General features: G+C 72.4%; 28 protein-coding genes (1 of these 28 running past the window's edge). 12 read left to right on the top strand and 16 right to left on the bottom strand.

What is annotated here, in order from left to right; translation table 11 throughout:
* The 4 genes from SY84_RS09135 to SY84_RS09150 all read right to left on the bottom strand — a co-directional run.
* Positions 1 to 738, bottom strand: partial view of an ABC transporter permease gene (locus SY84_RS09135; RefSeq protein WP_245621305.1) — the 5' portion only. It extends 378 nt beyond the left edge of the window; only the first 738 of its 1116 coding nucleotides appear in the window; it begins with the start codon at positions 736 to 738; its stop codon lies beyond the left edge, outside the window.
* 94 nt (positions 739 to 832) lie between these two features.
* Complete coding sequence (locus SY84_RS09140) at positions 833 to 1762, bottom strand: ABC transporter substrate-binding protein (RefSeq protein WP_081424556.1); 930 nt, start codon at positions 1760 to 1762, stop codon at positions 833 to 835.
* 106 nt (positions 1763 to 1868) lie between these two features.
* The gene (locus SY84_RS09145) at positions 1869 to 2162 is read right to left on the bottom strand and encodes an Lrp/AsnC family transcriptional regulator (RefSeq protein WP_046843758.1); all 294 of its coding nucleotides are present in this window, start codon (positions 2160 to 2162) and stop codon (positions 1869 to 1871) included.
* Positions 2163 to 2268: 106 nt separating this feature from the next.
* A complete protein-coding gene (locus SY84_RS09150; RefSeq protein WP_046843759.1) occupies positions 2269 to 3999 on the bottom strand; it encodes an E3 binding domain-containing protein in 1731 nt (576 codons plus the stop codon).
* Between the two features lie 269 nt (positions 4000 to 4268).
* Here SY84_RS09150 and SY84_RS09155 point away from each other — a divergent pair, with 269 nt between their 5' ends.
* The 4 genes from SY84_RS09155 (at position 4269) to csaB (ending at position 9024) form a co-directional block, all read left to right on the top strand.
* Positions 4269 to 5318 (top strand): Glu/Leu/Phe/Val dehydrogenase family protein, encoded by a 1050-nt coding sequence (locus tag SY84_RS09155; RefSeq protein WP_046843760.1) that lies wholly within the window; start codon positions 4269 to 4271, stop codon positions 5316 to 5318.
* On the top strand, positions 5315 to 5929 hold the full coding sequence (gene udk / locus SY84_RS09160) for a uridine kinase (protein ID WP_046843761.1): 615 nt from the start codon (positions 5315 to 5317) through the stop codon (positions 5927 to 5929). The genes SY84_RS09155 and udk overlap by 4 nt, the downstream gene beginning before the upstream one ends.
* Before the next feature lie 264 nt (positions 5930 to 6193).
* Positions 6194 to 8056, top strand: a complete 1863-nt coding sequence (locus SY84_RS09165; RefSeq protein WP_368668007.1) for a DUF5693 family protein — start codon at positions 6194 to 6196, stop codon at positions 8054 to 8056.
* The gene (gene csaB / locus SY84_RS09170) at positions 8053 to 9024 is read left to right on the top strand and encodes a polysaccharide pyruvyl transferase CsaB (protein WP_046845090.1); all 972 of its coding nucleotides are present in this window, start codon (positions 8053 to 8055) and stop codon (positions 9022 to 9024) included. Before SY84_RS09165 ends, csaB begins: the two co-directional genes overlap by 4 nt.
* A 53-nt stretch (positions 9025 to 9077) precedes the next feature.
* Here the strand turns inward: csaB and SY84_RS09175 are convergent, their stop codons facing one another.
* From SY84_RS09175 to SY84_RS09185, 3 genes are all read right to left on the bottom strand, one after another.
* Positions 9078 to 9542 carry a PaaI family thioesterase gene (locus SY84_RS09175; protein WP_046843762.1) on the bottom strand — a complete coding sequence of 155 codons (465 nt, stop codon included), beginning with the start codon at positions 9540 to 9542 and terminating at the stop codon, positions 9078 to 9080.
* Between the two features lie 54 nt (positions 9543 to 9596).
* The gene (locus SY84_RS09180; RefSeq protein ID WP_052751095.1) at positions 9597 to 10184 is read right to left on the bottom strand and encodes a DUF2231 domain-containing protein; all 588 of its coding nucleotides are present in this window, start codon (positions 10182 to 10184) and stop codon (positions 9597 to 9599) included.
* 120 nt (positions 10185 to 10304) lie between these two features.
* Positions 10305 to 10715, bottom strand: coding sequence for a hypothetical protein (locus tag SY84_RS09185; protein WP_046843763.1), 411 nt, complete (start codon positions 10713 to 10715; stop codon positions 10305 to 10307).
* Between the two features lie 74 nt (positions 10716 to 10789).
* Here SY84_RS09185 and surE point away from each other — a divergent pair, with 74 nt between their 5' ends.
* Positions 10790 to 11563, top strand: a complete 774-nt coding sequence (surE, locus tag SY84_RS09190) for a 5'/3'-nucleotidase SurE (protein ID WP_046843764.1) — start codon at positions 10790 to 10792, stop codon at positions 11561 to 11563.
* On the opposite strand, the gene SY84_RS09195 is transcribed toward surE, so the two are convergent.
* Genes SY84_RS09195 through SY84_RS09205 form a run of 3 tightly spaced genes read right to left on the bottom strand, consistent with a single transcriptional unit; the run spans position 11564 to position 13108 of the window.
* Positions 11564 to 12016: an SRPBCC family protein gene (locus tag SY84_RS09195; protein WP_046843765.1), complete on the bottom strand. Its 453-nt coding sequence runs from the start codon at positions 12014 to 12016 to the stop codon at positions 11564 to 11566.
* A 5-nt stretch (positions 12017 to 12021) separates the two neighbouring features.
* Complete coding sequence (locus SY84_RS09200) at positions 12022 to 12249, bottom strand: antibiotic biosynthesis monooxygenase family protein (RefSeq protein ID WP_046843766.1); 228 nt, start codon at positions 12247 to 12249, stop codon at positions 12022 to 12024.
* A gap of 1 nt (position 12250) precedes the next feature.
* Positions 12251 to 13108 carry a M23 family metallopeptidase gene (locus SY84_RS09205; protein ID WP_081424557.1) on the bottom strand — a complete coding sequence of 286 codons (858 nt, stop codon included), beginning with the start codon at positions 13106 to 13108 and terminating at the stop codon, positions 12251 to 12253.
* 66 nt (positions 13109 to 13174) lie between these two features.
* On the opposite strand from SY84_RS09205, the gene truA reads away from it, so the two are divergent.
* Positions 13175 to 13966 (top strand): tRNA pseudouridine(38-40) synthase TruA, encoded by a 792-nt coding sequence (truA, locus tag SY84_RS09210; RefSeq protein WP_046843767.1) that lies wholly within the window; start codon positions 13175 to 13177, stop codon positions 13964 to 13966.
* 34 nt (positions 13967 to 14000) lie between these two features.
* Here truA and SY84_RS09215 read toward each other — a convergent pair whose 3' ends face one another.
* The gene (locus SY84_RS09215) at positions 14001 to 14756 is read right to left on the bottom strand and encodes a class I SAM-dependent methyltransferase (RefSeq protein ID WP_157882943.1); all 756 of its coding nucleotides are present in this window, start codon (positions 14754 to 14756) and stop codon (positions 14001 to 14003) included.
* 71 nt (positions 14757 to 14827) lie between these two features.
* Here SY84_RS09215 and SY84_RS09220 point away from each other — a divergent pair, with 71 nt between their 5' ends.
* The gene (locus SY84_RS09220) at positions 14828 to 15412 is read left to right on the top strand and encodes a hypothetical protein (protein WP_046843768.1); all 585 of its coding nucleotides are present in this window, start codon (positions 14828 to 14830) and stop codon (positions 15410 to 15412) included.
* On the opposite strand, the gene SY84_RS09225 is transcribed toward SY84_RS09220, so the two are convergent.
* Entirely contained in the window at positions 15357 to 16604 is a 1248-nt protein-coding gene (locus SY84_RS09225; RefSeq protein WP_052751097.1) for a cytochrome P450, read from the bottom strand. The genes SY84_RS09220 and SY84_RS09225 overlap by 56 nt on opposite strands.
* Before the next feature lie 221 nt (positions 16605 to 16825).
* Between SY84_RS09225 and SY84_RS09230 the strand changes: the two genes are divergently transcribed.
* Entirely contained in the window at positions 16826 to 17473 is a 648-nt protein-coding gene (locus tag SY84_RS09230) for a winged helix-turn-helix domain-containing protein (RefSeq protein WP_046843769.1), read from the top strand.
* Between the two features lie 57 nt (positions 17474 to 17530).
* Here the strand turns inward: SY84_RS09230 and aguB are convergent, their stop codons facing one another.
* Complete coding sequence (gene aguB, locus SY84_RS09235) at positions 17531 to 18418, bottom strand: N-carbamoylputrescine amidase (RefSeq protein ID WP_046843770.1); 888 nt, start codon at positions 18416 to 18418, stop codon at positions 17531 to 17533.
* A gap of 163 nt (positions 18419 to 18581) precedes the next feature.
* On the opposite strand from aguB, the gene thrC reads away from it, so the two are divergent.
* From thrC to SY84_RS16725, 4 genes are all read left to right on the top strand, one after another.
* Positions 18582 to 20006, top strand: a complete 1425-nt coding sequence (gene thrC, locus SY84_RS09240) for a threonine synthase (protein WP_046843771.1) — start codon at positions 18582 to 18584, stop codon at positions 20004 to 20006.
* 135 nt (positions 20007 to 20141) lie between these two features.
* The gene (locus SY84_RS09245) at positions 20142 to 20393 is read left to right on the top strand and encodes a hypothetical protein (RefSeq protein WP_046843772.1); all 252 of its coding nucleotides are present in this window, start codon (positions 20142 to 20144) and stop codon (positions 20391 to 20393) included.
* Positions 20394 to 20756: 363 nt separating this feature from the next.
* Positions 20757 to 21392 carry a DsbA family oxidoreductase gene (locus SY84_RS09250; RefSeq protein ID WP_046843773.1) on the top strand — a complete coding sequence of 212 codons (636 nt, stop codon included), beginning with the start codon at positions 20757 to 20759 and terminating at the stop codon, positions 21390 to 21392.
* Between the two features lie 110 nt (positions 21393 to 21502).
* Positions 21503 to 22384 (top strand): VOC family protein, encoded by an 882-nt coding sequence (locus SY84_RS16725; protein WP_046843774.1) that lies wholly within the window; start codon positions 21503 to 21505, stop codon positions 22382 to 22384.
* Here the strand turns inward: SY84_RS16725 and SY84_RS09260 are convergent.
* Genes SY84_RS09260 through SY84_RS09270 form a run of 3 tightly spaced genes read right to left on the bottom strand, consistent with a single transcriptional unit; the run spans position 22381 to position 24976 of the window.
* Positions 22381 to 23496 carry a GNAT family N-acetyltransferase gene (locus tag SY84_RS09260; RefSeq protein WP_046843775.1) on the bottom strand — a complete coding sequence of 372 codons (1116 nt, stop codon included), beginning with the start codon at positions 23494 to 23496 and terminating at the stop codon, positions 22381 to 22383. The genes SY84_RS16725 and SY84_RS09260 overlap by 4 nt on opposite strands.
* 22 nt (positions 23497 to 23518) lie before the next feature.
* Complete coding sequence (locus SY84_RS09265; RefSeq protein ID WP_046843776.1) at positions 23519 to 23902, bottom strand: hypothetical protein; 384 nt, start codon at positions 23900 to 23902, stop codon at positions 23519 to 23521.
* A gap of 3 nt (positions 23903 to 23905) precedes the next feature.
* Positions 23906 to 24976 carry an agmatine deiminase family protein gene (locus tag SY84_RS09270; RefSeq protein WP_046843777.1) on the bottom strand — a complete coding sequence of 357 codons (1071 nt, stop codon included), beginning with the start codon at positions 24974 to 24976 and terminating at the stop codon, positions 23906 to 23908.
* Between the last annotated feature and the right edge of the window lie 64 nt (positions 24977 to 25040).

A 25040-nucleotide genomic window follows, 5' to 3' on the forward strand; every position in this document is an offset into this window, starting at 1 on the left:
CATGGCCGTCAGGGCCGGGGCCACGCCGATTCCGCTGATCCCGGCCTCGCGCAGAGCGGGCACGGCGTTCGCCAGGGCCGACAGCGGCGCGATCAGCAGGCCCAGCAGGGCGAGGCTGGGCAGCGTCTGCACGGCGTTCGCCACGCCCAGCACGGCGTCCGCGACCCGCGCGCGACCCGCCGCCCACACCGCCAGCGGCACCCCGATCAGCACCGACAGGCCCAGCGCGCTCCCCACCAGCCGCAGGTGCTGCCCCAGTTCCTGCACCCAGCGCGGCCCCTCGTTGCGACCCTCGACGAGCACCGACCAGTCCGCCAGGTGCCCGCCCAGCAGCAGCGCCAGCGCGGGCGGCAGCCACAGCCACGCCACCCAGCGGCGCTCCGGCAGGGCCAGACCGGCCGCGTAGGCCGCGACCCCCGCCCCCAGCAGGTACAGCCACACGCCGCTGGCCGCACTCGCCCGCGCGAAGTCCGCCTGATCGGTCAGCGCCGCCGCCGTGCGCCCGCCCAGCAGCCACACGCCCAGCAGCAGCGCCAGCGTGGCGGGCAGCCACACCAGCCCGCGCCGCCAGTGCCCGACGACAGCGGGAAGCAGCGCCAGCGCGGCCGCCAGCGCCACCCACGCGGGCGGCAGCCGCAGGTACTCGCCGGGCGCCAGCCGGTTCGGGCGCAGCAGCACCCACGGCAGCCACGCCCCCGCCAGCATCGGCAGCGCCGCGAGCCACAGCACCAGCCGCACGTCCCGGCGCGCAGCAGCAGGGGCAGGAGCCTGCGCCCCTGCCCCGCCGTCACGCCGCGCCGTCCTCACCACCGGGCCCAGCGCGGCGGGCGCATCACTTGATCAGCCCCTTGCCCTTCAGGTACTCGCGCGCCACGTCCTGCGCGGTGCGGCCCTCCAGCGCCACCCTGGCGTTCAGGCCCTGCAGGGTGCTCTGACTGAGCGTGGCGAACGTCTTGTTCAGGATGGCCTCGACCTGAGGGTTCGCCTTCAGGGTCGCCGTGCGGATGATCGGCGCGGGCTGGTATACCGCCTGCGCGCCCTTGGGATCCTTCAGCGCGACCAGCTTCAGGGCCGCCAGGGTGCCGTCGGTGCCATAGGCCATGGCGGCGTTCACGCCGTTCGTGCCGCTGGCCGCCGCCTGCTGCGTCTGGGGCGGCGTCGCCCCGGCCAGCACCAGCTTCTGCTCGGCCTTCAGCTTGAAGCCGTACGTCTCCTCGAAGGCGGGCATGGTGTCCGGGCGGTTGAAGAACTCCGGGCTGCCCGCCATCTTCAGCTTCCCGCCGCCATTGACGTACCTGGCGAGGTCCGCGACGCTGCTCAGCTTGGCGCTCTGGGCCAGCGCCTGCGGCACCGCGATCACCCAAGTGTTGTTCACGTTGGCGGGCCTGAGCCACGTCACGCCGTTCCTGCTGTCGAGCTGGCGCGCCAGGCCGTAGATCGTGCCGGGGTTCCCGGCCTGCTTGGCGCTGATCTTCGCCTTCGGGAAGAGGTACACGGCGTTGCCGGTGTACTCGGGGTACACGTCGATCTCACCGGCCAGGATCGCCTTGCGGTTCACGCCGGTGTCGCCCAGGTTCGTCTTGTCGGTCACGTCCAGCCCGGCGTTGCGCAGGGTCAGGACGATCATCTGCCCCAGGATCTGCGCCTCGGGGTCGAGCTTGCTGCCCACCACGATGGCCTTCGCGGACGCCGAACCCAGCGCGCCCGCCGTCAGGAGGGCCGCACCCAGCAGGGCCACGCGATTCAGTTGACGATGTCTCATGGGTGCAACGTACCCGCCCGCCCCTGACCCCCCGGTGGGGCAGGTCACAAAACCGCCCCGCACCGGCAGGGCGTAAAGGTTTCTTAAACCAACCCGGGTGCGCCCCTCAGCGCTGCTGCGACTCGTCCAGCCCCACCCCGAACCCCTGGTCCAGCAGCGAGTCGTTGTACGTGCGGAACGCCAGCATCGTCTGCGTGCGCGTGATGCCCTCCACCTTGCGCAGGTGCCCGGTCACCACGTCGTCCAGATCCTCGTAGCGCGTCAGTTTCAGGATCGCCACGATGTCCCACTCGCCCGTCACCGAGTACACCTCGCGGACACTCGGGACGCCCGCCAGCGCCTCGGCGGTCTCCTGCACGCGCTGCCGCTCGGCCTGCACCATCACGATCGCTGTCACCATGCCCGCCATTGTGCGCCGCGCGCCCGCTGCGGCACAACAAAGGCGGCGCGACAAAAAGGCCGCGCCCCTTCCCGGTACGGGAGGGACGCGGCCAACAGCGGACGGGTTACAGCACCAGCAGGATCGGCTGCTCCAGCGTCCCGGCCACCTGCGCCAGGAACTGTGCCGCGCGCGCCGCGTCCACGTCGCCGTTCAGCGTCAGGGCCGCGCGGCCCCCCTGCACGCGACCCACGCTGAGCGTCGTCGTGTGCGGGAAGTGCAGGTCGTCCAGGTCCATCGCTCCGGCGTCCACGACCAGCAGGTCCGGCGTGCCGCCAAACGCCCCGGCGTCCAGCGCGTCGCGCAGGCTGCCGCTGCCCGCAGACAGTGCGCCGCCGTCGGCGTGCACCGCCACACTGCCCAGTCCCAGGGTGTCCGCGTGACGCTGCGCCGCGCGCGCCACCAGCAGCGCCAGCGGCAGGTCACGCGAGAGTGCCGCCGTCACCTGACCACGCAGGTCATGCAGGGCCGCCACGTCCGCGTCACGGCGCAGGTACGCGCCGAACCACACGCCGCTTGGCGGCATCGCCGCTGCGGGTGCCACGGGTGCAGGCACCGCTGCCACGGGTGGCGCCACCTCGGGCTCGCTGACGGCGGGCGTCTCGAGCTCGGGCTGCGCCGCCTGCGGTTCCGCGACGTCCGCCTGGGCGGCGACCGGCTCGGCAGACACCGGCTCGGGCTCGGCCACAACAGGTTCGGCAGAGACCGGTTCGGCGGCAGGGAGTTCAGCGGCAACGGGGTCAGCGGCGAGGGGTTCAACCGCTTCCGGTTCGGCCTCGACAGGTGCGGCCGCCACGTCCGGCGTCCCGGTGCTCGTGTCCGCACTGCTTGTATCGCCAGTGCTCATGTCCTCGGCGCTTTCCTCGGCCTGCGCGGCGACCGGTTCGGGCTCGGCGACCGGCGCTTCGGCGGGCATCTCGGTGGGCACTGCGGGTTCAGTGACCTCGTCGGCCGGCTGCGCCCAGGCCGCATCGGCGGCCTGACGACCGTCCGTCCAGGCGGTGGCGGGCGCCTCCACCTCGGGCATGTCCGGCGTGGCAGGCGTGTGGGTGACCGGGGCGGGGGTGGGCTCGGGCGCCGGGGCGGGCGCCTCGGCCGGCTTCTGGTACAGGCGCGAGAGCAGGCTGCCCAGACCGGCCGCCAGACCACCGGCCGCCGCCGGAGCTGCCGCTGCGGCGGGCACCTCGGGCTGGACCGGCGCCGCGACCGGTTCGGGTTCGGCCACTGCGACGGGCTCGGGCGCGGCCAGTGTGGGTTCACTTGGCGTGGGCTCGACCGGTTCAGGCTCGGTCATCTCGGCCACGGCGGGCGCGGGCGCCTCGAAGCTCGGGGCGGCCGTCACCTCGGGCGCGGGCATGCTGAAGGCCGGCGCGGCCACCTCGGGCGTGTGGACGGGGGCCACGTGGGCGGGTTCCTCGTCCTCCAGTTCGAACTCCAGCGCGTCCTCATCGAGGCTGGTGCTGCTGGGGCTCCCGGTGACCGGGGCGGGCGCCGCCGCGCGGGTCTGCTCCACGAACGCGGTCAGGTCGGTGTCCACCCCGGCGCGGCTGAGCATGTCCGCACTCATGCCCGCGCGGCCCAGCATGTCGGCCGTGGGGACTTCCTCGCCGTTCCAGTCGGGCGGGGGCAGATCGACGGGCGTGTCGGGCGGATCTTCCTCACCGCTCATGACGCGCGACAGGTAGTTCAGGATGTCCTGTTCGACAATCTGACCCCCGGCGCCCGAACCCTGCATTTTCTGCCAGTCAATCCCGTTCGCTTCTGCCAGAATCTTGGCGAGCGGAGCAATCCGATCCATTCATTTCCCCCTTTGTGCGCCACATTGTAAGCGACTTCCTGATGGTGTGACGCGGGTTTTTCCCCACTGCCGGGCCCGGCAGGAGGCATGCGAACGCAACCACGCGCATGCAGGCATGCTTCAGCCTGCCCCGGCGCGTCTGACAGCGTTCTTTCAGGGGGGGCACCTGCCCCGCGCGGCGGGTGCTACGCTGCGGGGCGACCCGCGCCCAGGAGCAGGGAGGCACACAGGAGGCGCCCGCCGCCCCCGGGCGCCACAACAGGAGTGATATGCAGATACTTGAGGAGATGCAGTCGCGCGGCCACGAGGCCCTGACGCTGCTTCATCACGCGCCCAGCGGCCTGCGCGCCGCCCTGGCCGTGCATTCCACCGTGCTGGGCCCCGCCATTGCCGGCGTGCGCCTGCGCGAACAGGACGAGGACCTCGCCATCCGCGGCGCGCTGGCGCTGTCCGAGAGCCTGACGCTGAAAGCCGCGCTGGCCGGTCTGAACTACGGCGGCGGCGCCTGCGTCCTGATGACGCCCGAGTGCGGCATGGACGACCCGCACGCCAGAGAGGCGCTGTTCCGCGCGCTGGGCCGTCAGGTGCGGCCCATGGAGGCCCGCGTGGTCCTCACCGAGGACATCGGCGTGAGTCCCGCCGACATCGCCTTCGTGGCGCAGGAAACCCGCTCCACCCTGGGGATGCACACCGACACCAGCGCCGTCACCGGTTACGGCGTGTACCGCGGCATGAAGGCCGCCGCGCGCTTCGCGCTGGGCAGTGAAAGCATGCGCGGCGTGCGCGTTGCCATCCTGGGCGTCGGTGCAGTGGGCCGCACCCTGGCCGCGCACCTGCACCGCGAGGGCGCCCGCCTGACGGTCGCCGACGACCGTCCCGAACGCGCCGAGGCGCTCGCCGAGGATCTCGACGGGGTCACGGTCGTGAGCTGCGACCAGATTCTCGACGTGCCGTGCGACATCCTGGCGCCCTGCGGGTACGGCCACTCCATCCGCAGCACCGACGTGCCCCGCCTGCAGTGCCGCCTGATCGCCGGCGGCGAGCACCATCCCCTGACCCGCCGCGGCGAGGACGCCGTGAAGGAAGCCGGGATCGTGTACATGCCGGACTTCGCGATCAACTCGGCGGGCCTGATCGCCGCCGCGACCGACCTCGACATGAACCAGGCGGCCGAACGCGTCTACCAGACGGTCGGGCGCATCACGGCCGCCGCCGAGCAGTACGGCAAGGCCCCCCACGTCGTCGCGCGGAAGATGGCCGAGCGGCGCATCGCCCTGATCGGCAGCCTGGGCGGCGCCGGCACCTGGAGACACGCATGAGTCTTCCCTTCGTGATCGGCGTGGCCGGCGGTTCCGGCAGCGGCAAGACCACCGTCACCCGCCGCGTCGTGGACACCGTCGGGCAGGGCGGCGTGGCCGTCCTGAACCAGGACAACTACTACCGCAACCAGGACGACATTCCCTTCGAGGCGCGCCTGAAGACGAACTACGACCACCCGGCCGCGTTCGACTGGACGCTGCTGCGCCAGCACATCGACGCGCTGCTCTCGGGCGTGCCCATCGACATGCCCGAGTACGACTTCACGCGCCACACCCGCGCCGCGCACACCACCACCGTCCTGCCCGCGCCGGTCGTGGTCCTGGAGGGCTTCTTCGCGCTGTACGACGAGGCGCTGCGCGACCGCATGCACCTGAAGGTCTTCGTGGACGCCGACGCGGACGTGCGCTTCATCCGCCGCCTGCTGCGCGACACGCAGGAACGCGGCCGCACGCCCGAGAGCGTCATCGAGCAGTACCTGGAGTACGTGCGCCCCATGCACCTGAGCTTCGTGGAACCCACCAAACGCTACGCGGACGTGATCATCCCGCACGGCGGCATGAATGAACCCGCGCTGGACATGCTCGCCGCGCGCATCCGCACCACCATCTGATCTGAACTCCGCCTGACTGGTCTCCACCGTCCGCGCGGACGCGACCCGTGCAGCCGCCCCGCAGCACAGGGGTGCCGCGCCCCTGCGGGCATGGCGTCGGCAGACCGGAAGCCGCGAAAGGCCCGGGTGAGCCCCCCCCGCGCCTGTCCCGCTGCCCCCGGGCGGCGGGGCGGCACTTTCGGGGGATGACGCCCGACCCGGGCGGGCGCCACCCTGAAAGGCGCCGCGCCCGCGCGACCAGACCCTGACCTTAGGATGTGCCCTGTGACCCAGCCCGCCCCCCCCACCCCGCCTGCCCCGCCCGCCGGGCCGGGCCTGACCGTCCCGCCCGCCTCCCGGCACCGCCTGACGCCGCTGCTGCTGGGCCTGATCCTCCTGAGCGCCATTCCCGCGCTGATCCTCGCCGTGCAGCGCGTCCAGCACGAGCAGGCGCAGAAGACGGCCGCGCTCGTCATGGACTACCCGGCGGTCGTCACGCAGGCCCGCCGCTTCGGCCGTGACCCGCTGGACCTGCTGGCCGAGTACCAGCGCCAGGGCATCAACGGCGTCGGCATCTACGAGGACGTCATCGGGAACCTCGCGCAGCGGGGCGAGGTGTACCTGAAAAGTGGCGCCGATCTGCGCGCCGAGACCGGCGACGCCGCCGTCAGCCCACGCAACTTCTACCTGCGTTCCCTCAAGCCCGGCGTGGCCGAGTCGCTCCCGGCGCGGTACACCATCCCCACCCGCACCGTGCAGGTCGCCGGGCAGACCTGGACCGAGTGGCCCACCGACCCCACCTTCCTGCCGGTCGGACCGGACGAGGCGCTGATCGGGACCCTGAAGTCGCGCGGGTTCATGCTCGTGTACCGCCCCTACGCGGACGACGCCGTGCGCGAGCCCGGCGCGGACTGGCCCGACGTGCCCTTCGTGATCTTCAACGGTGAGGAAGTCATCGGCGCGCGCACCCCGGAACTCCTCGCGAAGATCAACGAGCGTCTGGGCCAGCGCGTGCCCGCCCTGATCGAGGCGACCCCGCAGCGCGGCCTGGATACCCTGATCGCCACGCACGGCGCGGCGCGCACCTTCAGCGTGAACCCCGCCTGGCAGCAGCGTCTGGACCCCATCACGCTGGCCAGCAAGTACAACCTCGCCGCGCGCGAACGCAGCATGCGCCTGCTGTACGTCCGTCCCTACCCGACGATCAACGAGACCAGCGACCTGCTGAGCCGCACCAGCGACCTGCTCAAAAAATCCGGCGTGACGGTCACGCAGCCCGTCATCGAACCCTTCCGCGAGAACGCCCTGCTGCGCACCCTGAGCCTGATCGGGCCCGTCGCGGCGCTGCTGCTGCTGGGCCTGAGCTACCCCCTGGTGCGCCTGGGCCTGCTGATCGCCGCCGCCAGCGGCGCCCTGGCGCTGGTCATGAACAGGTTCGATCCCTACGCCGGGGTCGCCCTGATCGCCGCCGTGACCTTCCCCGCGCTGGGCCTCGTGCTGCGCCGCGCGCGTGTCAGCGACTGGTTCGTCGCGACCGGCCTGAGCCTGACCGGCGTGCTGTTCGTGTCCGCGCTGGGCGCCACGAAGGACAGTGTGCTGGGCCTGGACCCCTTCCGCGGCGTGGGCCTGACCCTGCTGCTCCCGCTGCTGCTCGTCGCCGCGAGCTTCCTGCCGCGCCAGGACCTGCGCAAAACCATCCAGGACGTCTACAACGCTCCCATCAAGCTGGGGGACATCCTGATCATGGCCCTGGCCGCCGGAGTGTTTGCGCTGGTCTTCCTGCGCCGCGGCAACGCCACCGGCGCCAGCGTCAGCGATACCGAGGCGAAGATCCGCCAGGACCTGCAGGACACCCTGGTCCGCCCCCGCTTCAAGGAGATGGCCGGGCACCCCCTGGGTATCGTCGGCCTGAGCGGCACGCTCCCCGGGTACTTCGGCGCGCTGCTGATCCTGGGCGGCGTCGTCGGGCAGTCCAGCATCCTGAACACCTTCAGCCACTTCCACACGCCGCTGCTGATCAGCGCCCAGCGCTGCTTCCTGGGCCTGGGCGTGGGACTCATCGCCGGTCTGATCGCCGTGCAGGTCGTGCGCGCCGCGCTGCACCTGTGGCGCACGCACGGCCAGGCCCCCGCCGAGGTCCGCGCGTGAAGGTCACCGTCAGCGGCTACTACGGCTTCGGCAACACCGGCGACGAGGCCATCGCGCTGGCCATCACCCGCGAACTGCGCAAGTACGGCGCTCAGCCCCTGCTGCTCTCGAACACCCCCGAGGAGACCGCCCGCACCTACGACTGCGACAGCGAGGCCCGCATGCAACCCGCCGCGCTCCTCGGCGCGCTGCTGCGTTCGCAGGTGGTGCTCTCGGGTGGGGGCGGACTGCTGCAGGACAAGACCAGCGCCCGCAACCTCACGTACTACCTGGGCGTCATCCGACTGGCGAAACTGCTGCGGCGCCGCGTGGTCGTCTTCAACCAGAGCATCGGTCCCCTGACCCCCGAGGGCAGCCGCCGCGTCGCCCGCGCCCTGCGGGGCGTGCCGGTCATCGTGCGCGACCGCGGCAGCCTCGACACCCTGGAGAACCTGGGCATCCACGCCGAACTGGGCGGCGACCCCGCCCTGCTGCTGGCCCCCACGCCCGGCCTGACCCGCGACCCCCGGCGCGTGATCATCGCGCCGCGCGGCGACGTTACCGACGCTACCGACGCCCTGAAGGACGTCGTGCGCCGCCTGCGCGCCGAGGAGCGACACGTCACCGCCCTGAGCTTCATGCCCGACCATGACGATCAGGCCGCCCACAGCCTCGGCGCGGACGAGGTGCTCAGCACCCGCGACCCGCAGGTGGCGCTCGACGCCATCGCGCAGAGCGGGTATGTGATCGGCGTGCGCCTGCACGCCGTCATCCTGGCCGCCGCCAGCAGCACGCCCTTCAGCGGCGTCGCGTACGACCCCAAGGTGCAGGGCTTCTGCGACGACGCGGGCGCCCCCGCCCACCCCACGCGCCTGGACGCCGCGCAGCTGACCGACGAGGTCCTCACGCGCCGCCTGCCCGACTGGACCGCCATCGAGGACATGCGCCTGCGCGCCGCGCAGAGCTTCAGCCGCGCCCTGAACCGCTGACCCCCCGCACGAGAAAGGCCCCCGGCGTGCTACCCGGGGGCCCTTGTGCGCGCTCAGGCGCCGGTGGCGATCACGTTGCAGGTGCAGCGCGCCATGCTCGTCACGCGGCCCCGCTCGTCGCGGATCTCGATGCTCCAGACGAGCACCGTCCGGCCCCGGTAGGCCAGCGTCCCCTCGCCCGTCACCCAGCCGTCCGTCACGCCGCGCACGTGCGTGCCGCTCAGGTCCACGCCCACCGCCACCTGCCGCGCCGGGTCCAGGTTCATCCACGAGCCCACGCTGGCCAGTTCCTCTGCCAGCGCCAGGTTCGCCCCGCCGTGTAATCGCCCGGCCGGTTGCCGGTTACCGTCCACCGGCATGCGCGCCACCACCCGCTCCCGCGACACCGCCGTGAACTCGATCCCCAGCCGCGCCCCCAGCGTGCCGGACAGGGCGTTCATGCGCCGCGCCAGCTCCCCGGGACTCAGGGTGTCCAGTTCGTGCGCGGTCGGGAACTTCAGGTCCGGGTGCAGCGTCATGCGCGCATGCTACAGCGCCCCTGCCCTGCCCTGCCCAGCGCGGCCACCGGCCACTCAGCCCTGCCGGTGCGCCAGCGTGCGCCCCACGCCCAACCCATGCCGGTACACCAGTTCCCCGCCCAGGAACCCCCCGGCGACCGCCAGCCCCAGCCCCACGCCCGACAGCAGCCGGCCCAGGCCACGCCGACCCCGGCGCCGCGCGAGCAGCGACCCCACGTTCAGGAAAAAGGCCACCTCGTTCAGCGCCCCGTGGATCAGCCCGGTGCGGCGGGCCTCGCCGCGCGTGTTCGCCCAGTCCAGCCACCCCGTGCCGATGGTGCCCACTGCGCCCAGCGTCGAGAGGAGCAGCGCCGCGTCCGCCGCGCGGTCGTACGCGCCCGGCTCCGGGGCGGGCAGGTGATCCAGCGCCGCCACCACCACCCAGCCGCCCAGCGGCAGATGCACCAGAACCGGATGCAGCGGGTGGCCCACCCCCTCGCCCTGCAGGGCGTCCAGCAGCGCGGGCGGCAGGGCTCCCTCGGCTCCCTTCAGCAGCCCCTGGAGGGTCCCGGCGGCGATCTCCAGCGCGTCATGGTCACTGACGGCGTCCTCCAGGGCGTAGGCAGGCGGTTGATGCGACTTCAACGCGGTCTGGTTCAGCATGGTGACCCCTCCCTGCCGCCCACCGTTGCACCCGCACCCCCCGGCCCGCATGGGAGGGCGCTTCAGGGACATTCATGCCTGGGGCCACTCAGAACAGGTCACCTTCCAGGCCCCGCGCTTTCAGGACAGCGCGCAGCGGTAGGTCACGTTCTCCCAGCTGAACTTCAGCCCGAACAGCTTCCAGGTGCCCAGCAGCGCCGCGAACGTCACGCGGCCCACCGGCTGCCCCTGCGTCACGTACCGCTGGTAGTGCGGCGCGATCTGCGGCAGCGTGCGCCCGGTCTCCAGCACCGCCGCGCCCGCCTCGTTCGTGGCGAGCTGCGTGACCTGCCACCGCAGCGGACCCGCCTCCTCCAGCGTCAGCGCCGCTGCCAGCTCCGGCCGGTCCGGCGCGAGACACGCCACGCGCTGCACCACGGCCGGCCGCCCGTCCGGGGCGCGCACCTGCTGCACGTGCGTCAGGGCCGGGAAATCCCCCGCCACCGCCAGCGACCCCACCCCGACCAGCGCCCACACCCGCAGGTGACCCATAGCCACAGGCTACGCCCACGCAGCCCACCCGCACGCCACATCCCCCTGACCGGGTGCGCGCTACCCTGACCCGCATGACTCCGCAGCGCCCCCGCGTGCTCGTCGCGAACGACGACGGCATCTTCAGCCCCGGCATCAAGGCCCTCGCGCAGGCCATGAGCACCTTCGCGGACGTGATCGTCAGCGCCCCCGACGTGGAACAGAGCGCCGTCGGGCACGGCATCACCATCCGCCGCCCGCTGCGCTTCAAGCACACCGCCAGCGCGGGCTTCGGCGACATCCCCGCGTACCGCGTGGACGGCACGCCCGCCGACTGCGTCGTGCTGGGCCTCCACCTGACCGGAAAGCCCGACCTGGTCGTCAGCGGCATCAACCTCGGCCCGAACCTCGGCGACGACCTGACCCACAGCGGCACCGTCGCCGCCGCCATCGAGGGCATGAGCTTCGGCGTGCCCGCCATCGCCTTCAGTCAGCGCGCCACGCCCGCCGGGGAGTACGACTTCGCGCCTGGCGCCGCGTACGCCGCCCGCCTCGCCCGGACCGTCCTGGCCCGCGGCCTGCCCCCCCGCACGCTGCTGAACGTCAACTTCCCCGCCCACACCCCCACGGGCGTGCGCGTCACCCGCGTCGGCGAGCACCGCTGGGAGGACCGCCTGATCACCCGCCACGACCCCGAAGGCCGCGAGTACCACTGGGTGTCCGGCACCAGCACCGCCCCCGACGCGCACGACCCCGACACCGACTACGGCGCCGTCGAGGCCGGCCTGATCAGCGTCACGCCCGTCCGCATCGACCTGACCGCCCGCGACCTGATGACCGACCTGGCATCCGCGCTGCCCGGCCTGTAATCACGGCGCGGTCAGTACACCCGGCAGGCGCGCAAACGTCGCCTCGTGCGCCGCGCGCGCCTGCCCCACCGCGAACCCCAGCGTCACCCGCGGCGCGGTCACGGTCGTCACCTCGGTCAACCGCGACCCGCCCCCCGGCCGGTCCGTCACCTGCCAGTGCACGGTCAGGCGCGTGCCCAGCGCCGCGCGCACCTCCGACCATACCTCCCCGTTCCCTGCTGTCAGGCGCGCCGGATACCGCAGCGGCACGCGCCATGGCCCCAGCGGCAGCGCGTCCGTGACCACCCAGTCCGTCCACGGGTAACCCCGCCCGTCCACGCCCGAGCCCACCGGCTGCGCCGACACCATCAGCGCGTGCAACCCCACGTGCCGCCGCAGATCCAGCAGGAACGCCAGCACCTCCGCCCCCGGCACGGGCAGGTCCACACTCAGCTCGAACGAACGGGACGGCACGTCCGCTACCGGTTCGCCTGCACCTGGAACACCCAGGCGCGCACGCCGTCGGGCACCGGCACGGGCGGCACCTCGTCCGCCCAGCGGCTCGCCACCAGCGTCAACTCCGGCTGCGCGGGGGAGAGGAGCAGCTCCGCGCCCAGGAACCCCGGCCACCCCGGCAGGGCGTCCAGGAAGGCGTGCAGGGCCGCGCGGGCCGCCTCGCCCTTCCCCTCGGCGTAGTGCACCTGCATGTCAGTACAGACTCAGCGGGTCGCGCGGATCCCAGCGGAGGTACGTGCCGAAATGCAGGTGCGTGCCCGTGCTGCGGCCCGTGTTCCCCACCCGACCCACCGGCTGCCCCTGCACCACGAGTTCCCCGGCCCGCACGAGCGTGGCGCTCAGGTGCGCGTAGCGGGTGATCCAGCCGTCCGGGTGTTCCAGCACGACCGTCCAGCCCCAGCCCCGTTCGAAGTCCGCGCGGGCTTCCAGCACCCGGCCCGAACGCGCCGCGCGGACCGGCGTGCCGTGCGGCGCGACGATATCCACCCCGTAGTGCATCTCGGGACCCGCGTCCAGCACGCGCTCGCCGTAATCGCTGCTGATCGCGTGGTAGCCGGGCAGCGGCCACGCCCAGCGGCCCGGTCGGCTGCCGGTCGCCCGGACGGTCACCGCGCGCGAGGCCGTCGCGGTGCGCGGCGGAATGACCAGTTTCGCCCCGGCCCACACGGCCTTCCCGCCCCGGTACTGCGGGTTGGCTCCCAGCAGTTGCGTGACGCTCAGCCCGAAACGGCGCGCGATCACCGTCAGGTTCTCGCCGTCCTTCACGGTGTACGTGCCCGCCTTCACGGGCGCAGCGGCGCGCGGGGCGGAGGAGGTGGGCACCGTCAGCACCCACCCGGCCTGCACGGCATCCGCAGTCTTCAGGCGGGGGTTCGCGGCGCGCAGGGCCGCCACGCTGACCCCCGTCCGCACGGCGATGCCACTCAGGGTGTCCCCGGCCTTCACGCGGTACGACCCGGCGCCCGCCACGCCCGTCAGTCCTGCCGTCAGCACCGCGCCCAGCAGCGCCGCCCGGCCCCAGCTCGCCCCGCCCCACATCCGCACGCCCATTGCCGCGCAGCATACCCGCCCGCCCCCGCCCGGGCCGTGAGAAAGCCTGCGCTACCCTGTGGGGGCATGATCGAGCCAGCCGACCCGCGACCGGACTACCAGCCGCCCGCCGGGCACCGCCGCCTTCACCTGACCGTCGCGTGGGACGGCGCGCCCTTCGCCGGGTGGCAGTCCCAGCCGGGCGTGCCCAGCGTGCAGGACACCCTCCACGCCGCGTTCACGGCATTGAACACGGCGGCGTTCCGCCCGGTCGCGGCGGGCCGCACCGACGCCGGCGTGCACGCCGAGGCCATGCCCGCGCACGTGGACGTCCCGGACACCTTCCGGGTGCCCACCGCGAAACTCGCCCGCGCGCTGAACGCCCACCTGCCGCCCACCGTGGCGGTCCTGCACGCCGCCGAGGCCCCCGCCGGGTTCCACGCGCGCTTCTCCTGCACCGAGCGGCAGTACGTGTACCGCCTGCTGGCCCACCCGCAGCGGCACCCACTGTGGCACGGGCGCGCCCTGCACGTCCCCCATCCCCTGGACGCGACCGCCATGAACGCCGCCGCCGCCGCGCTGACCGGTACGCACGACTTCGCGGCGTTCGCCACGCAGGAAGACCGCCAGACGGTGCGCGAACTGCGCGTGCTGCGTGTGCAGCCCGGCCCGCTCATCTGGGAGATCCACGTGCACGGCGAGAGCTTCCTGCGGCACATGGTGCGCGGACTGGTCGGCACCCTGCTGCTGGCCGGGCAGGGCCGCCTGAGCCCAGCGCAGGCCGAAGGCGTCCTGCACTCGCGGCAGCGGTCCCAGGCGGGCGCGAACGTCCCCGCGCACGGGTTGTCGTTTACCGGGGCGCGCTACGAGCGCTTCTAGCGGCGTTCAGTGACGCCGAGGGAAGTTCTCGGTGTCACTGATCCGAGCGGCGCGAGTCTCCGGAGGGAACAGCGGTTGGAAGTGGAGCCCTGGGGCGTGTGGTCGGCCCCTGGGCGGAACTGGAAACCGCTGCCGAGGCCAGCACCACGTACCGTTCCTCGCAGTAGGGGAGGCCGTCTGGTCCGGCGTGCCCGTCCCATTCGGGGAGGCGTTCCGGCTCGGTCATCCACTCGCAGCGCCTTCCCCAGTCCTGCCGCGTGGGCACGCGCGCCCGCACGCTGACCCGCCATTCGCCCCGCACCTCCCAGCCCACCGCCGCCAGCCGATCGGGCACCTGCGGGACGTCCAGGCGCGGCCCGACGTACAGGAACGCCGCGCCCGGCGCCGCCAGTTCCGGCAGGCGCAGGATCACCGACGTCGGCCCCCGGCGTGACACGATCAGGTCAAAGGGGCCACGCAGTCCAGGCGGCACGTCCCCCTTCGCGTTCCACTCGTGAATGTCCGCGTGCGGGGCGTTCCCGCGCGCCTGCGTCACCAGTTCCGGCACCGCGTCGAACGCCGCCCAGCGCCCCACCCTGGATGCGAACCGCGCCGCGTCCGGCCCGTGCCCGCACCCGGCCTCCAGTACCCGTACGCCCGGCCCCAGCCGCTCCGCGAGCAGCGCGTCGAACGTCAACTCCGGGTCCGGGCCGTCCAGCACCCGCGCCCACGGGTGCCGGTACCCGCCCAGCTCACGCGCCAGCCGCGCGTACCACTCCCGGGAATGCGGCTTCAGTGGTTCGAGGGTCATCCGCCCAGCGTGACACGAGTCTCAAGACTTCACCTGCGCCAACTGGCCTGCCCGCCCGCTACCCTGACCACATGGCCCCCGACTGGCGCGTGTTTCCCGGTCCCCTGCCGCAGCGAGACGGGAATCAGGCCGTGTGGCGCGGCGGACTGGTCGGCTGCGGCGCCCTGAGTGCCGCGTGCCTGCTGCGCCACCACGCCACGCCCCTGGGCGTGCCTCTGCCCGACCGGGACGCCCTGGCCGAGGAACTGGCCGCCGCGCAGGGCGCGTTCCGCCTGCCGCTCCCGCAGGGGCCGCGCGCCACCTGGCCGTGGGCGTGGCTGACCGGCCTGAACACCTACCTGAACGACCAGCACCTGCCCCTGCGCGCCCGTGGCCGCTGGGGCCTGCACCTGCACGCCCCCCTGACCGCGCCCCTGGACCGCCTGTTCAGCGCGGGCCTGCCCGCCATCGGCTTCGAATTCAGCGCCCGCGAACAGCACTACGGCCTCCTCAGCGCCTACGCGCCTGGCCCGGACCTCCCCGCGCGATTGCATGTGGACGGCAGCACCATGCACCTCGCGTCCCGCACCGGGCTGGGCGGCGTGTTCTGGATCGAACTGGTCAGCCCAGCTGCACGCGCAGTTCTTTCGGGCCGCGCAGGACGAGGTTCGCCTTGAACGGGGGCTGCGGGTCGGTGACGCGCAGGTTCGGGAAGCGGGTGGCGAGGGCGCCGAAGACCTCCGCGATTTCCAGGCGGGCCAGTGGGGCGCCCAGGCAGTAGTGGGGGCCCGCCGCGAAGGCGAGGTGCCGGGCGCTGTTCGGTCGGTCCCAGTCGATGCGGTCCGGGTGGGGGAAGACGTCAGGGTCGCGGTTCGCGGCGGCGAGCATGGTCTGCACATGCGTGCCTGCATTCAGCGTGACCGTGCGGCCCCCGCCCGTGGGCAGGGTGACGGTGTCGGCCAGCGTGCGCCCGTCGAGCTGCACGGGGGACACCACGCGCAGCAGCTCGTCCGGGACGTTCGGGTGGTCCGGGTGGGCGACCAGCGCCGCCCAGGCCGCTGGCTGCCGGTGCAGTTCAAGCAGCGCGCCGGGGATCAGGTTGCTGGTCGTCTCGTGTCCTGCGGCCAAGAGCAGGACCGCGTTCGCGAGCAGTTCGTCACTGCTGAGGCGTTCCCCACCGTCCTCGGCGGCGGCCAGGGCGCTCAGGAGGCCCGGCTGCGGGTGGGCGCGCAGGTCGTCCGCCAGGGTGCGGAAGTAGGTGCGCATCTCGGTGGCGTCGTTTTCCAGGCGGGCCATCAGTTCGGGACTGCTCGTCTCCCCGGCGAGCAGGTCGGCGACGCTCTGGGTCCAGCGGATGAATTTCGCCTCGTCCTCGCCGCGCAGGCCCAGCATGTGCATGATCACGCGCGCGGGGAGCGGCGCGGCCAGTCCGGCCACCAGATCCACCTCCCGGTCCGTGGACAGGGCGTCCAGCAGGGTATGCACCTGCGCGCGGATCAGGTCGCGCTGCTCGGCCACCACGCGCGGCGTGAACGCGGCCTGCACCAGCCCCCGCAGCCGGGCGTGCGACGGGCCGTTGTGGAACAGCATCATGGGTTGCAGCAGCCGGATGCTGGCCGTGTCGGCGGGCACCTGCGAGATGATCGCCCCGCTGCGCGCCGCCGGGGAGCGCAGCACGGCGCTGTTCAGGGCGTGCGACGTGGCGAAGGCCGCCCCCCACCCGGCCGGGCTGGCCACGCCCGCCGGGTCGAGCGCGCGGACGGCCTCGTACGCCGGGTACGGGTCGCGGGCGGTGTCCGGGTGCCACAGGGCCTGCACGGTCGCCTGCACACGCTGCTGCTCGGGGCTCAACACAGCGTCCAGCTTCATAGGGTGCTCTCCTCTATGAAGCTGGACCGAGCGGAGCGAGAGGCTGCGATGGACAGCGGTGGAGGTGGAATCAAGGGGCGTGTCGTTGGCCCCTTGATGGAACCGGAGACCGGTGTCAGGGTCGGTACGGGGCTGGTCATGCTTCAGGGTGCTCACGCCTCTACTCGACCTGCAAGAGAAAACGTCGAGTAGAGGTGGCCCGGGCGCGGTACGCTGCGCGCATGCCGCGAACCTGGACGCGCCTGGACGACCCGCACGCCACCCGGCTCGTCCTGCACCCCGACTACGCGCACCTGCTGGGTCTGCTGATGACCCGCGAGTGGACCGCCGCAGGGCTCGCCCGGCACCTGCACCGGCCACTGAACGCCACGCACCACCGCCTTACCCGACTGAAACGTGCCGGGCTGGCCGTCACGCGCGCCGAACCCCGACGGGGCCGCCCCGTGCAGCACTACCGCGCGGTCTCCGATGCGTTCCTGATTCCCTACCACCGCACCACGCTGGGCAGCCTGGAGGACCTGATCGGCCTGCACGAGGACACCTTCAATGCGGTCTTCCACCGCGCGGTCGTGCAGGCGGGCCTGCCGCTCGTGCAGCGCGAGGAGGACATCGCCGTGCGCCTGTACACCACGCCGGGCGGCACCCGCATGGACATCACGCCCCGCGCCGGAAGCTTCGACCTGCTGGACCTGCTGCGCGACGACGCCCCGGCCCTGACCGCCAACTGGGGCACCCTCCACCTGACCCGCGACGACGCCAAGGCCCTGCAACGCGACCTGCAGGCCCTGCTGAACCACTACGGCGCGCGCGGCGGTCCCGACGCGTACCTGTACCGCCTGAACCTCGCCCCGGCCGGCGGTCTGGAGTGACCGGGAAGTGGGCAGTGGATCGGCCAGCAAGCCTTCACTCCCCACTTCCTTCCCGGATTATCCGCGCCGGGTGACGCCGTCAGTGGTCAGCAGCGGGCCGTACAGTTCAGGGCGGCGGTCGCGGAAGAAACCCATGCCCGCGCGGAATTTGCGGGCTTCACGCAGGTTCAGGGTGTGCAGCAGGGGCCCTTCCTCGGTGTCGCCGAACTCCGCGACCATCTCGCCCGTGTAGTCGCTGATGAACGTGTGCCCGTAGTACGTCTGCTCCAGGTCCCCGACCCGTTCGGTGCCGATGCGGTTCGCGGCGGCCACGTACGTGCTGTTGCTGACGGCGTGCCCGATCATGGCGCGCTGCCACATGTGGTGGCTGTTCGGGGATTCCACCTCGGCGGGTTCGCTGCCGATCGCGGTGGGGTACAGCAGGAAGTCCGCGCCCTGCAGCATCATCACGCGGGCGGTTTCGGGGTACCACTGGTCCCAGCAGATGCCGACACCCACGCGCCCGAAGCGGGTGTCCCACACCCGGAAACCGGTGTCGCCGGGGTTGAAGTAGTACTTCTCCTCGTAGCCGGGCCCGTCGGGAATGTGCGTCTTGCGGTAGTTGCCGAGCAGCGTGCCGTCCGCGTCGATGCACACGAGGCTGTTGTAGTGCGCCTGCCCGGCCTTCTCGAAGTACGACAGGGGCAGCACCACGCCCAGTTCGCGGGCCAGCTCCTGAAAGCGGCCCACGAACGGGTGACCCTCCAGCGGGTGGGCGAGGTCGAAGTACTCCTCGCGTTCCACCTGGCAGAAGTACAGGTTCTCGAACAGTTCGGGCAGCAGGATCACCTGCGCGCCCTGCGCGGCCGCGTCACGCACGTGGGCAATGGCGCGGCTGACGTTGTCTTCGAGCTGATCGGTGACGTGCATCTGCACGACGGCCAACTTCACGGTCTCGGGGCTCATGCCCCCCACGCTACCGGATGCCCCGGCGGGCAATGGTGCGCGGGAGCTTGGGCTGGCGTTTCGGGAGGGACTGGTGTTGTGGGCTGGGTGGGCTGTCGGGAGGGGGCGGCGCTGGCTAGTCCCCGGCGCCGCGCGCGGTGGGGGCCGTGGGTAGAGTGACCGTATGAAGTACGTCTCCACGCGTGGCGCGGCCCTCGGTTCCTTCTCGGACGTGCTGCTCTCGGGGCTCGCCCCGGACGGCGGTCTGGCGATGCCGGAGGTCATTCCCACGGTCACGCCTGCCCAGCTGGAGGCGTGGCGCGCCCTGAGCTACGCCGACCTCGCCTACGAGGTCATGCGGCCCTTCATCACGGACATCCCCGAAGGCGACCTGCGCACCCTGCTGCGGAATACGTACACCGAGGAAGCCTTCCACAGCCCCGAGATCACGCCCCTAACCCCACTGGGGGACAGCGGTCTGTACCTGCTGGAACTGTCGAACGGACCGTCCCTGGCGTTCAAGGACATGGCCATGCAGTTCCTGGGACAGGTGTTCGAGTATGTGCTGGAGGCGCGGGGCGAGCGGCTGAACATCCTGGGCGCCACCAGCGGCGACACCGGTTCGGCCGCCGAGTACGCCATGCTCGGCAAGGCGCGCGTGAACGTCGTGATGCTCTCCCCGCACGGCCGCATGAGTGCCTTCCAGCAGGCGCAGATGTTCAGCCTTCAGGAGCCGAACATCTTCAACCTGGCCGTGGAGGGCGTCTTCGACGACTGCCAGGACCTCGTGAAGGCCGTGAACGCCGACGCGGACTTCAAGGCCCGCTATGACATCGGGGCGGTGAACTCCATCAACTGGGCGCGGGTGCTGGCGCAGGCCGTGTATTACTTCCGGGCGTACCTCGCGCTGAACCTCCCCGCCGGGGCAGAGGCGGACTTCAGCGTCCCGTCCGGGAACTTCGGGAACGTGTTCGCCGGGTACCTCGCCAAGTCCATGGGCCTGCCCATCGGGCAGCTGATCGTCGCCACCAACGAGAACGACGTTCTGCACGACTTCTTCAGTGGTGGCACCTACCACGTCCGGCCCGCCGACCGGGTCGCGGTGACGAGCAGCCCCAGCATGGACATCGGCAAGGCCAGCAACTTCGAACGCTACCTGTACCTGATCGCCGGGTCGGACGCCGTGCAGACTCGCGGCTGGTGGGACGAGGTCGGCCAGAGTCGCCCCGTCGCCCTGAGCGGCACGCCCCACTGGGACGCCGTGCAGGCCAGCGGCTTCCGCAGCGGCCGCAGCACCCACGAAGGCCGCCTGCGCACCATCCGCGCCGTGTTCGACACGTACGGCCGCCTGATCGACCCGCACACCGCCGACGGCATCCTCGTCGGGCAGGGCTACCAGCGGCCCGGCGTGCCCATGATCTGCCTGGAAACCGCCCTGCCCGCCAAATTCGAGGAGACCGTGCAGGAGGCCGTGGGGCAGACCCCAGGGCGCCCCGCCCGCTTCGACGGAATCGAACAGGCCCCGAAACGCTTCCAGGTCATCCCCAACGACGTGCAGACCCTCAAGGACTTCATCGCCGCGAACCTCACGGCCAGGGAACCCGCCTGACGGGAACCCCACGCACCGCGTACTGTGATGCAGGCCGGGTCGGGTGGCCCGGTGAGTGAGCCGATCATGTCGCATCTCCGGAGCTTCCTGCTGGTGGCGTGCCTGCCGGTCACCCTCTGTGTGTAGCCTGCCCGCGTGCGTGACCCGTCTGTGCTTCCGGCGGTCCTGTTCGTGTCGGTCCTGCTGGACGTCCTGTGGCGGGTGGGACGGTCTCGGTGGGTGCGGGTCCGCTGGACGCCCGTCACGGCGACCATCCACGAGTACGTCACGGAGCGCCGGGCCGTCCGGGTCATCGTGACGCTGCCCGCCGAGGTCGGGGGTGGCCGCGCCACCCTGACCCTCGCCCCGGAGGCGCTGGGCGTGCGTTCCGGCACGGACTGCGGGTGAAGCTGAGGGCCGACCTGCCCCCCGGGTCGCTACTGCCCGTGCTGCTGCGCCCCTGCCGGGCACGTGGACGTGGGGAGGAGCGCCGGGTGGAACAGCCGGGGCGCCCGCTGCGCTTGTGGCCGCTGCTCGGGACCCTGGGCACGCTGGGCCTGGGGCTGGCGTGGTGGTTAACGCCCCGTTGATCTACGCGCCACGCCTGAGCCGCCTGCTGAGCGGGGACGTGGTCAGCGAGCATTCGTGCGGGGGACGCCGTGCTGGTGGCGGGAGCGGCCGCCGAGGTGGAGGCCGGCGAGGCTGGGCCAATGGGCGGAGTGCAGCCCGCGTGACGTTCCGCGGCGCGCCGCAGGGTGTACGGTGCCCCGCATGACCCAAGCGACCGAGCTGTACTTCGATTTCCTGTGCCCCTACGCGTGGCGTGGCGTGGAACTCGCCGCCGCCTTGAAAGATGAGGGCGAGGCCTTCACCCTGCGGCACTACTCGCTGGTCGAGGGCAACCACGAAGGCAACGCGAAAGAACTGACGTGGCGCGTCACCGAGCAGCCGCTGGACGAGGGCGGCGCGTACCAGCAGGGCAGCCTGCGCGCGTTCCTGGCGTCCCACGCGGCGGCCCTGCAGGGCGAGGCGGCGCACTGGGCGTTCACGCTGGCCCTCTTCCGCGCCCACCACGAGCGCAAGGAGCCCCTGAGCGGCGAGACCATCCAGGCGGCGGCGCAGGAGGCCGGGCTGGACGGGGCCGCCTTCGCGCAGGCGCTGGCTGACGAGGCGACCCGCCGCGCCGAGCTGCGCGCCGAACTGGACGCCGCGCGCGAGGTCGGGGTGTTCGGCACACCCACCTACGTCCTCCCGACCGGCGAGGCCGCCTACTACCGCTTCGAGACCCTCACCCGCGAGCCCGCCCAGGCGCGCCAGTGGTGGGATCTGTACCGCGCCGTCCTGACCAGCGAGGCGGGGATCGGCACGATCAAACGTGCCAGGAACCGCCCGCCCCGCCGCGCCTGAGCGGACCGCCCTTCCGGGTAGAGGCGGCGTGAAGGGGTGGCGTGGAACGGTGACCGGACGCCCAAGGGCCGCCCCACCCGCCGCGCGCGGCAGTGGCCTACGCTCGGGGCATGACCCTGGCCGTGCCGACCTCGCTGAGCGGCCCCTCGCCGATCCTCGACCTCGCGGGCGTGACGCTGGAGGTCAATCACCTGGGGCGCGCCGTGCGGTTCTACGGGCAGGTGCTGGGCCTGCCGCTGCATCACCTGGACGAGCCCCGGCGCGTCGCCCGGCTGGGCGTGAACGCCGCGCAGTCCCTGACGCTGTGGGAACCCGTGACGCGCCAGCCGAACGAGCCGTGGCTGGCCCCTCTGTGGGCGCGCGGCGCGGGCCACCTCCACCTCGCGTTCCAGGTCAGGCCCGAGGACCTGCCGCGCTGCCGCACCCTGCTGGGCACGCACGGCCTGCCCTGGCAGGAGATCGACCTGGGTACCCCGGACGCCCCGGACCCCACCCTGTACTTCTTCGATCCGTTCGGGCACGGGCTGGAACTGCGCGGCGTGAACCGTCACGACCCGCGCCAGCCGCTCTGCCCCGCACCGGATCATCCCCTGACGCCCGACACGCACACCCTGCCCGTCATCGGCCTGCGCGAGGCGGCCCTGGCGTTCAGCGATTACGCCGCCATGAAAGCCCGGCTGCCGCGCGCGTACGGTTTCGCGTTCGCCAGGGAGCAGGACGACCGGGACTTCGCGCAGTTCACGCTGGGGCCCTGGCCGGAACCCGACGGGAACGGCACCCCGCACCGCTGGCTGTACGCCTGGGACGCCCAGGTGGGTCTGGCGGACATGTTGGGTGGGGATCACGCGCTGCTGGAGTTCTACGCGGACGTGCCCGCCGTGGCGGCGCGCGTGCAGGCCGAGGGGCTGCCCTGCGTGGCGGACGCCGGTCGGCTGGCGGCGCGCGACCCGGACGGGCACGTGTTCGTGTTCCGACCCGCGCCGGGCTGCTAGGCGCGGGTCAGGCCACTGCGGTGGTCCATGTACGCCGCGTACGCCGGGTCGGCGCTGCGCAGCAGGACGGCCATCACGCCGTGTTCGTCAACCTGCACGCCCTGAAAGCGGAAGCCCGCGCGGAGCTTCGGGACGATCACGGCGTTGTTCGTCAGGTGGTGGTGGCTGCGCACCAGCGCGTAGCCCTCGCCGTGCAGGGCGCCCAGCACCACGGGCAGCAGGCGGGTGTACACGCCCTGTCCCCGGTGGGCGGGCAGCAGCGCGGTGTTCACCATGTACGCCGTGCGGGTGTCCCACGCGCGGCTGGCCTGCCACCCGGCCACCTGCCCCCCGCGGCTGATCAGCCAGCTCCACAGCGGGCCGCGCGGCGCGGGGGCGGGTTCACGGTCGCCCCAGTCGAACGAGTCCGTCTCGTACGCGCTGGCCTCCAGCTGTGCGTACACCTCGCGGTACGTGGCGGTCGGCACGCGGTGCAGAGCGTACCCGCCGCCCAGGTCCAGGCCTGCCTCGGCGTCTGCGGGGAGGGGGAGTCTGGGCGCGTCCGCCAGGGTCGGCGCCGACGTGTCCGGAAGGCCCAGGCGCCGCGCCGCCTCGCCTGATGGCGCACGGAAGCCGCTGCGGATGTGCATCGCCTGCCCGTACGTCCTGTCCAGGCTGAGGGTCAGCGCGGCATTCACCCCGCCCTCGTAGGCGTTCAGGCCCTGCAGGTGAAATCCGGCGCGCAGCTTGGGGAGGATCACGGCGTTGTTCGTGGCCCGGTGGTGACTCTTGACCAGCGTGAACCCCGCCGCGCGGAAGGCGGCCAGCAGGTGCGGCAGCAGCCGCGAGTACACCCCGCGCCCCTGATGCCCGGGCAGCAGGCCCGTGTCGGCCATGTACACCGTCCGTTCGTCCAGCGCGTGCGCGTGATGCCAGCCGATCAGGTCCGCGCCGTGGTACACGCCCCAGTTCCACGAGTCGCCGGTCGGCGGGGCCGCACGGACCGGCGGGTCGAAGGCGTACAGGGACGTACCGCCGAAGATCCGGTCCTCCAGCCGCGCACACGCCGCCCGGTAGTCCTCCAGCGAGATCGGGCGGGCCGAGTACCCGCCGCCCAGGTCAAGGTCGGTCACGCCGTCACTCTGGCACGCGCCGTCAGCGGGCGCGGCTCATGTGGAGGTTGTAGACCTGACCCTGCCACCCGGCGTTTCCCTGGAGGGCAAAGTGAACGTCCTCCAGCGGCACCTCGCGGCCCTGGGCGTCCGCGAAACGTTCCCCGCCCAGCGGACGCAGCCCCAGCGCCTGCCCGATCAGGGTCAGCAGGCGCGGCTCGTCCAGCAGGGCGCGGAACCTCCCGAATGAGACCTGCCGCCCGCTGCCCGGCGCGACACTGCCCATATAGCGGGGCCGCGCGGCCCCGCAGACCGGGCAGGAGCCGAGCAGGCCCAGCTGCTGCTCATAGACCAGCCAGCGGTGCCCGCATGCCGAGCACGCCACGGTGCAGCTCGGCTGGTCCTCCGGCAGCGGCTGGAACGGCACGCCTCAGGCGTCCTGTATCCAGGGCGTCCCGGCGGGCTGCTGCTGCGTCACGCAGTGGAAGCTGCCGCCGCCCTCGATGATCGCGCGGCTGCTCAGGCCGATCACCTCGCGCCCGGGGAACAGCGGCGTCAGGACCTCCAGGGCGCGGGCGTCGTTCGGGTCGCCGTACTGCGGGACGACCACGAAGCCGTTCCCGATGTAGAAGTTCGCGTACGTGGGCGGCAGGCGGCCCTCCGCACCCTCCAGGTAGGTCGCGGGGAGCGGCAGCTCCACGATGCGGAAGGGCTGGCCATCCTGGTCAGTCATGGCGCGCAGGTCCGCGAGGTTCTTCGCCATGACCGCGTGGTTGGGGTCCTCGGGGTTGGGCTCGACGCTGGTGACGATGGTGCGCTCGTCGGTGAAGCGGGTGATGGTGTCGATGTGCCCGTCGGTGTGGTCGTTCTCCAGCCCGCCGTCCAGCCACAGGAGTTTGCGCACGCCCAGCGTGTCGGCCAGCAGGAACGCGTAGCCTTCCTCGGTCAGGCCGGGGTTGCGGGTGTCGGTCAGGAAGCACGACCGCGTGGTCAGGCCCACGCCGCGGCCGTTCACCTCCAGCCCGCCGCCCTCAAGCACGAACGGCTGCGCCCAGCGGTGCGTGCCCAGCTGCCCGGCGACGTACTCAGGCACGCGGTCGTCGTTCGACCAGTTGAACTTCCCGCCCCAGGAGTTGAACTTCCAGTCCACCAGCGCCAGGTCCCCGTTCCCGTCCGCCTGGGCCCGCTTCACGAAGATGGGGCCGTTATCGCGCATCCACACGTCGTCCAGCGGCACGTCGTGGAAGGTCACGTCCGCGCTGCCCAGCCGCGCGCGGGCGTCGGCGCTGCTCTCCTCGTCCCGCACGAGCAGCTGCACCGGCTCGAAGCGGGCGATGGTCCGCACCAGCTCGGCGAACTCGGCGCGCACGCCCTCCAGGTGCCCGAACCACAGGTCGTCGTCGGCGGGCCAGCTCATCCAGGTGGCGGCGTGCTCGGCCCACTCGGCGGGCATGGCGAAGCCCAGGTCACGGGGCAGGTCGGCGGGGGTCACGTCAGACATGGGGGTCATTAAAACAGACCCGGCCTCCGGTTGAATGGTTCGGCAGAACCGTTCAACCCGAGCG

Source organism: Deinococcus soli (ex Cha et al. 2016) (genome assembly GCF_001007995.1).
Lineage (GTDB): Bacteria > Deinococcota > Deinococci > Deinococcales > Deinococcaceae > Deinococcus > Deinococcus soli.

What these genes read in the sequence shown, in the direction of transcription:
- SY84_RS09145 (WP_046843758.1), bottom strand. Translation starts at nt 2,162, where the DNA reads ATGGTGACAGCGATCGTGATGGTGCAGGCCGAGCGGCAGCGCGTGCAG.
- surE (WP_046843764.1), top strand. Translation starts at nt 10,790, where the DNA reads ATGACTCCGCAGCGCCCCCGCGTGCTCGTCGCGAACGACGACGGCATC.
- SY84_RS09185 (WP_046843763.1), bottom strand. Translation starts at nt 10,715, where the DNA reads ATGGGTCACCTGCGGGTGTGGGCGCTGGTCGGGGTGGGGTCGCTGGCG.
- SY84_RS09200 (WP_046843766.1), bottom strand. Translation starts at nt 12,249, where the DNA reads ATGCAGGTGCACTACGCCGAGGGGAAGGGCGAGGCGGCCCGCGCGGCC.
- SY84_RS09155 (WP_046843760.1), top strand. Translation starts at nt 4,269, where the DNA reads ATGCAGATACTTGAGGAGATGCAGTCGCGCGGCCACGAGGCCCTGACG.
- SY84_RS09220 (WP_046843768.1), top strand. Translation starts at nt 14,828, where the DNA reads ATGGCCCCCGACTGGCGCGTGTTTCCCGGTCCCCTGCCGCAGCGAGAC.
- SY84_RS16725 (WP_046843774.1), top strand. Translation starts at nt 21,503, where the DNA reads ATGACCCTGGCCGTGCCGACCTCGCTGAGCGGCCCCTCGCCGATCCTC.
- aguB (WP_046843770.1), bottom strand. Translation starts at nt 18,418, where the DNA reads ATGAGCCCCGAGACCGTGAAGTTGGCCGTCGTGCAGATGCACGTCACC.
- SY84_RS09225 (WP_052751097.1), bottom strand. Translation starts at nt 16,604, where the DNA reads ATGAAGCTGGACGCTGTGTTGAGCCCCGAGCAGCAGCGTGTGCAGGCG.
- SY84_RS09250 (WP_046843773.1), top strand. Translation starts at nt 20,757, where the DNA reads ATGACCCAAGCGACCGAGCTGTACTTCGATTTCCTGTGCCCCTACGCG.
- SY84_RS09180 (WP_052751095.1), bottom strand. Translation starts at nt 10,184, where the DNA reads ATGCTGAACCAGACCGCGTTGAAGTCGCATCAACCGCCTGCCTACGCC.
- SY84_RS09205 (WP_081424557.1), bottom strand. Translation starts at nt 13,108, where the DNA reads ATGGGCGTGCGGATGTGGGGCGGGGCGAGCTGGGGCCGGGCGGCGCTG.
- SY84_RS09140 (WP_081424556.1), bottom strand. Translation starts at nt 1,762, where the DNA reads ATGAGACATCGTCAACTGAATCGCGTGGCCCTGCTGGGTGCGGCCCTC.
- truA (WP_046843767.1), top strand. Translation starts at nt 13,175, where the DNA reads ATGATCGAGCCAGCCGACCCGCGACCGGACTACCAGCCGCCCGCCGGG.
- SY84_RS09230 (WP_046843769.1), top strand. Translation starts at nt 16,826, where the DNA reads ATGCCGCGAACCTGGACGCGCCTGGACGACCCGCACGCCACCCGGCTC.
- udk (WP_046843761.1), top strand. Translation starts at nt 5,315, where the DNA reads ATGAGTCTTCCCTTCGTGATCGGCGTGGCCGGCGGTTCCGGCAGCGGC.
- SY84_RS09270 (WP_046843777.1), bottom strand. Translation starts at nt 24,976, where the DNA reads ATGTCTGACGTGACCCCCGCCGACCTGCCCCGTGACCTGGGCTTCGCC.
- thrC (WP_046843771.1), top strand. Translation starts at nt 18,582, where the DNA reads ATGAAGTACGTCTCCACGCGTGGCGCGGCCCTCGGTTCCTTCTCGGAC.
- SY84_RS09150 (WP_046843759.1), bottom strand. Translation starts at nt 3,999, where the DNA reads ATGGATCGGATTGCTCCGCTCGCCAAGATTCTGGCAGAAGCGAACGGG.
- SY84_RS09215 (WP_157882943.1), bottom strand. Translation starts at nt 14,756, where the DNA reads ATGACCCTCGAACCACTGAAGCCGCATTCCCGGGAGTGGTACGCGCGG.
- SY84_RS09175 (WP_046843762.1), bottom strand. Translation starts at nt 9,542, where the DNA reads ATGACGCTGCACCCGGACCTGAAGTTCCCGACCGCGCACGAACTGGAC.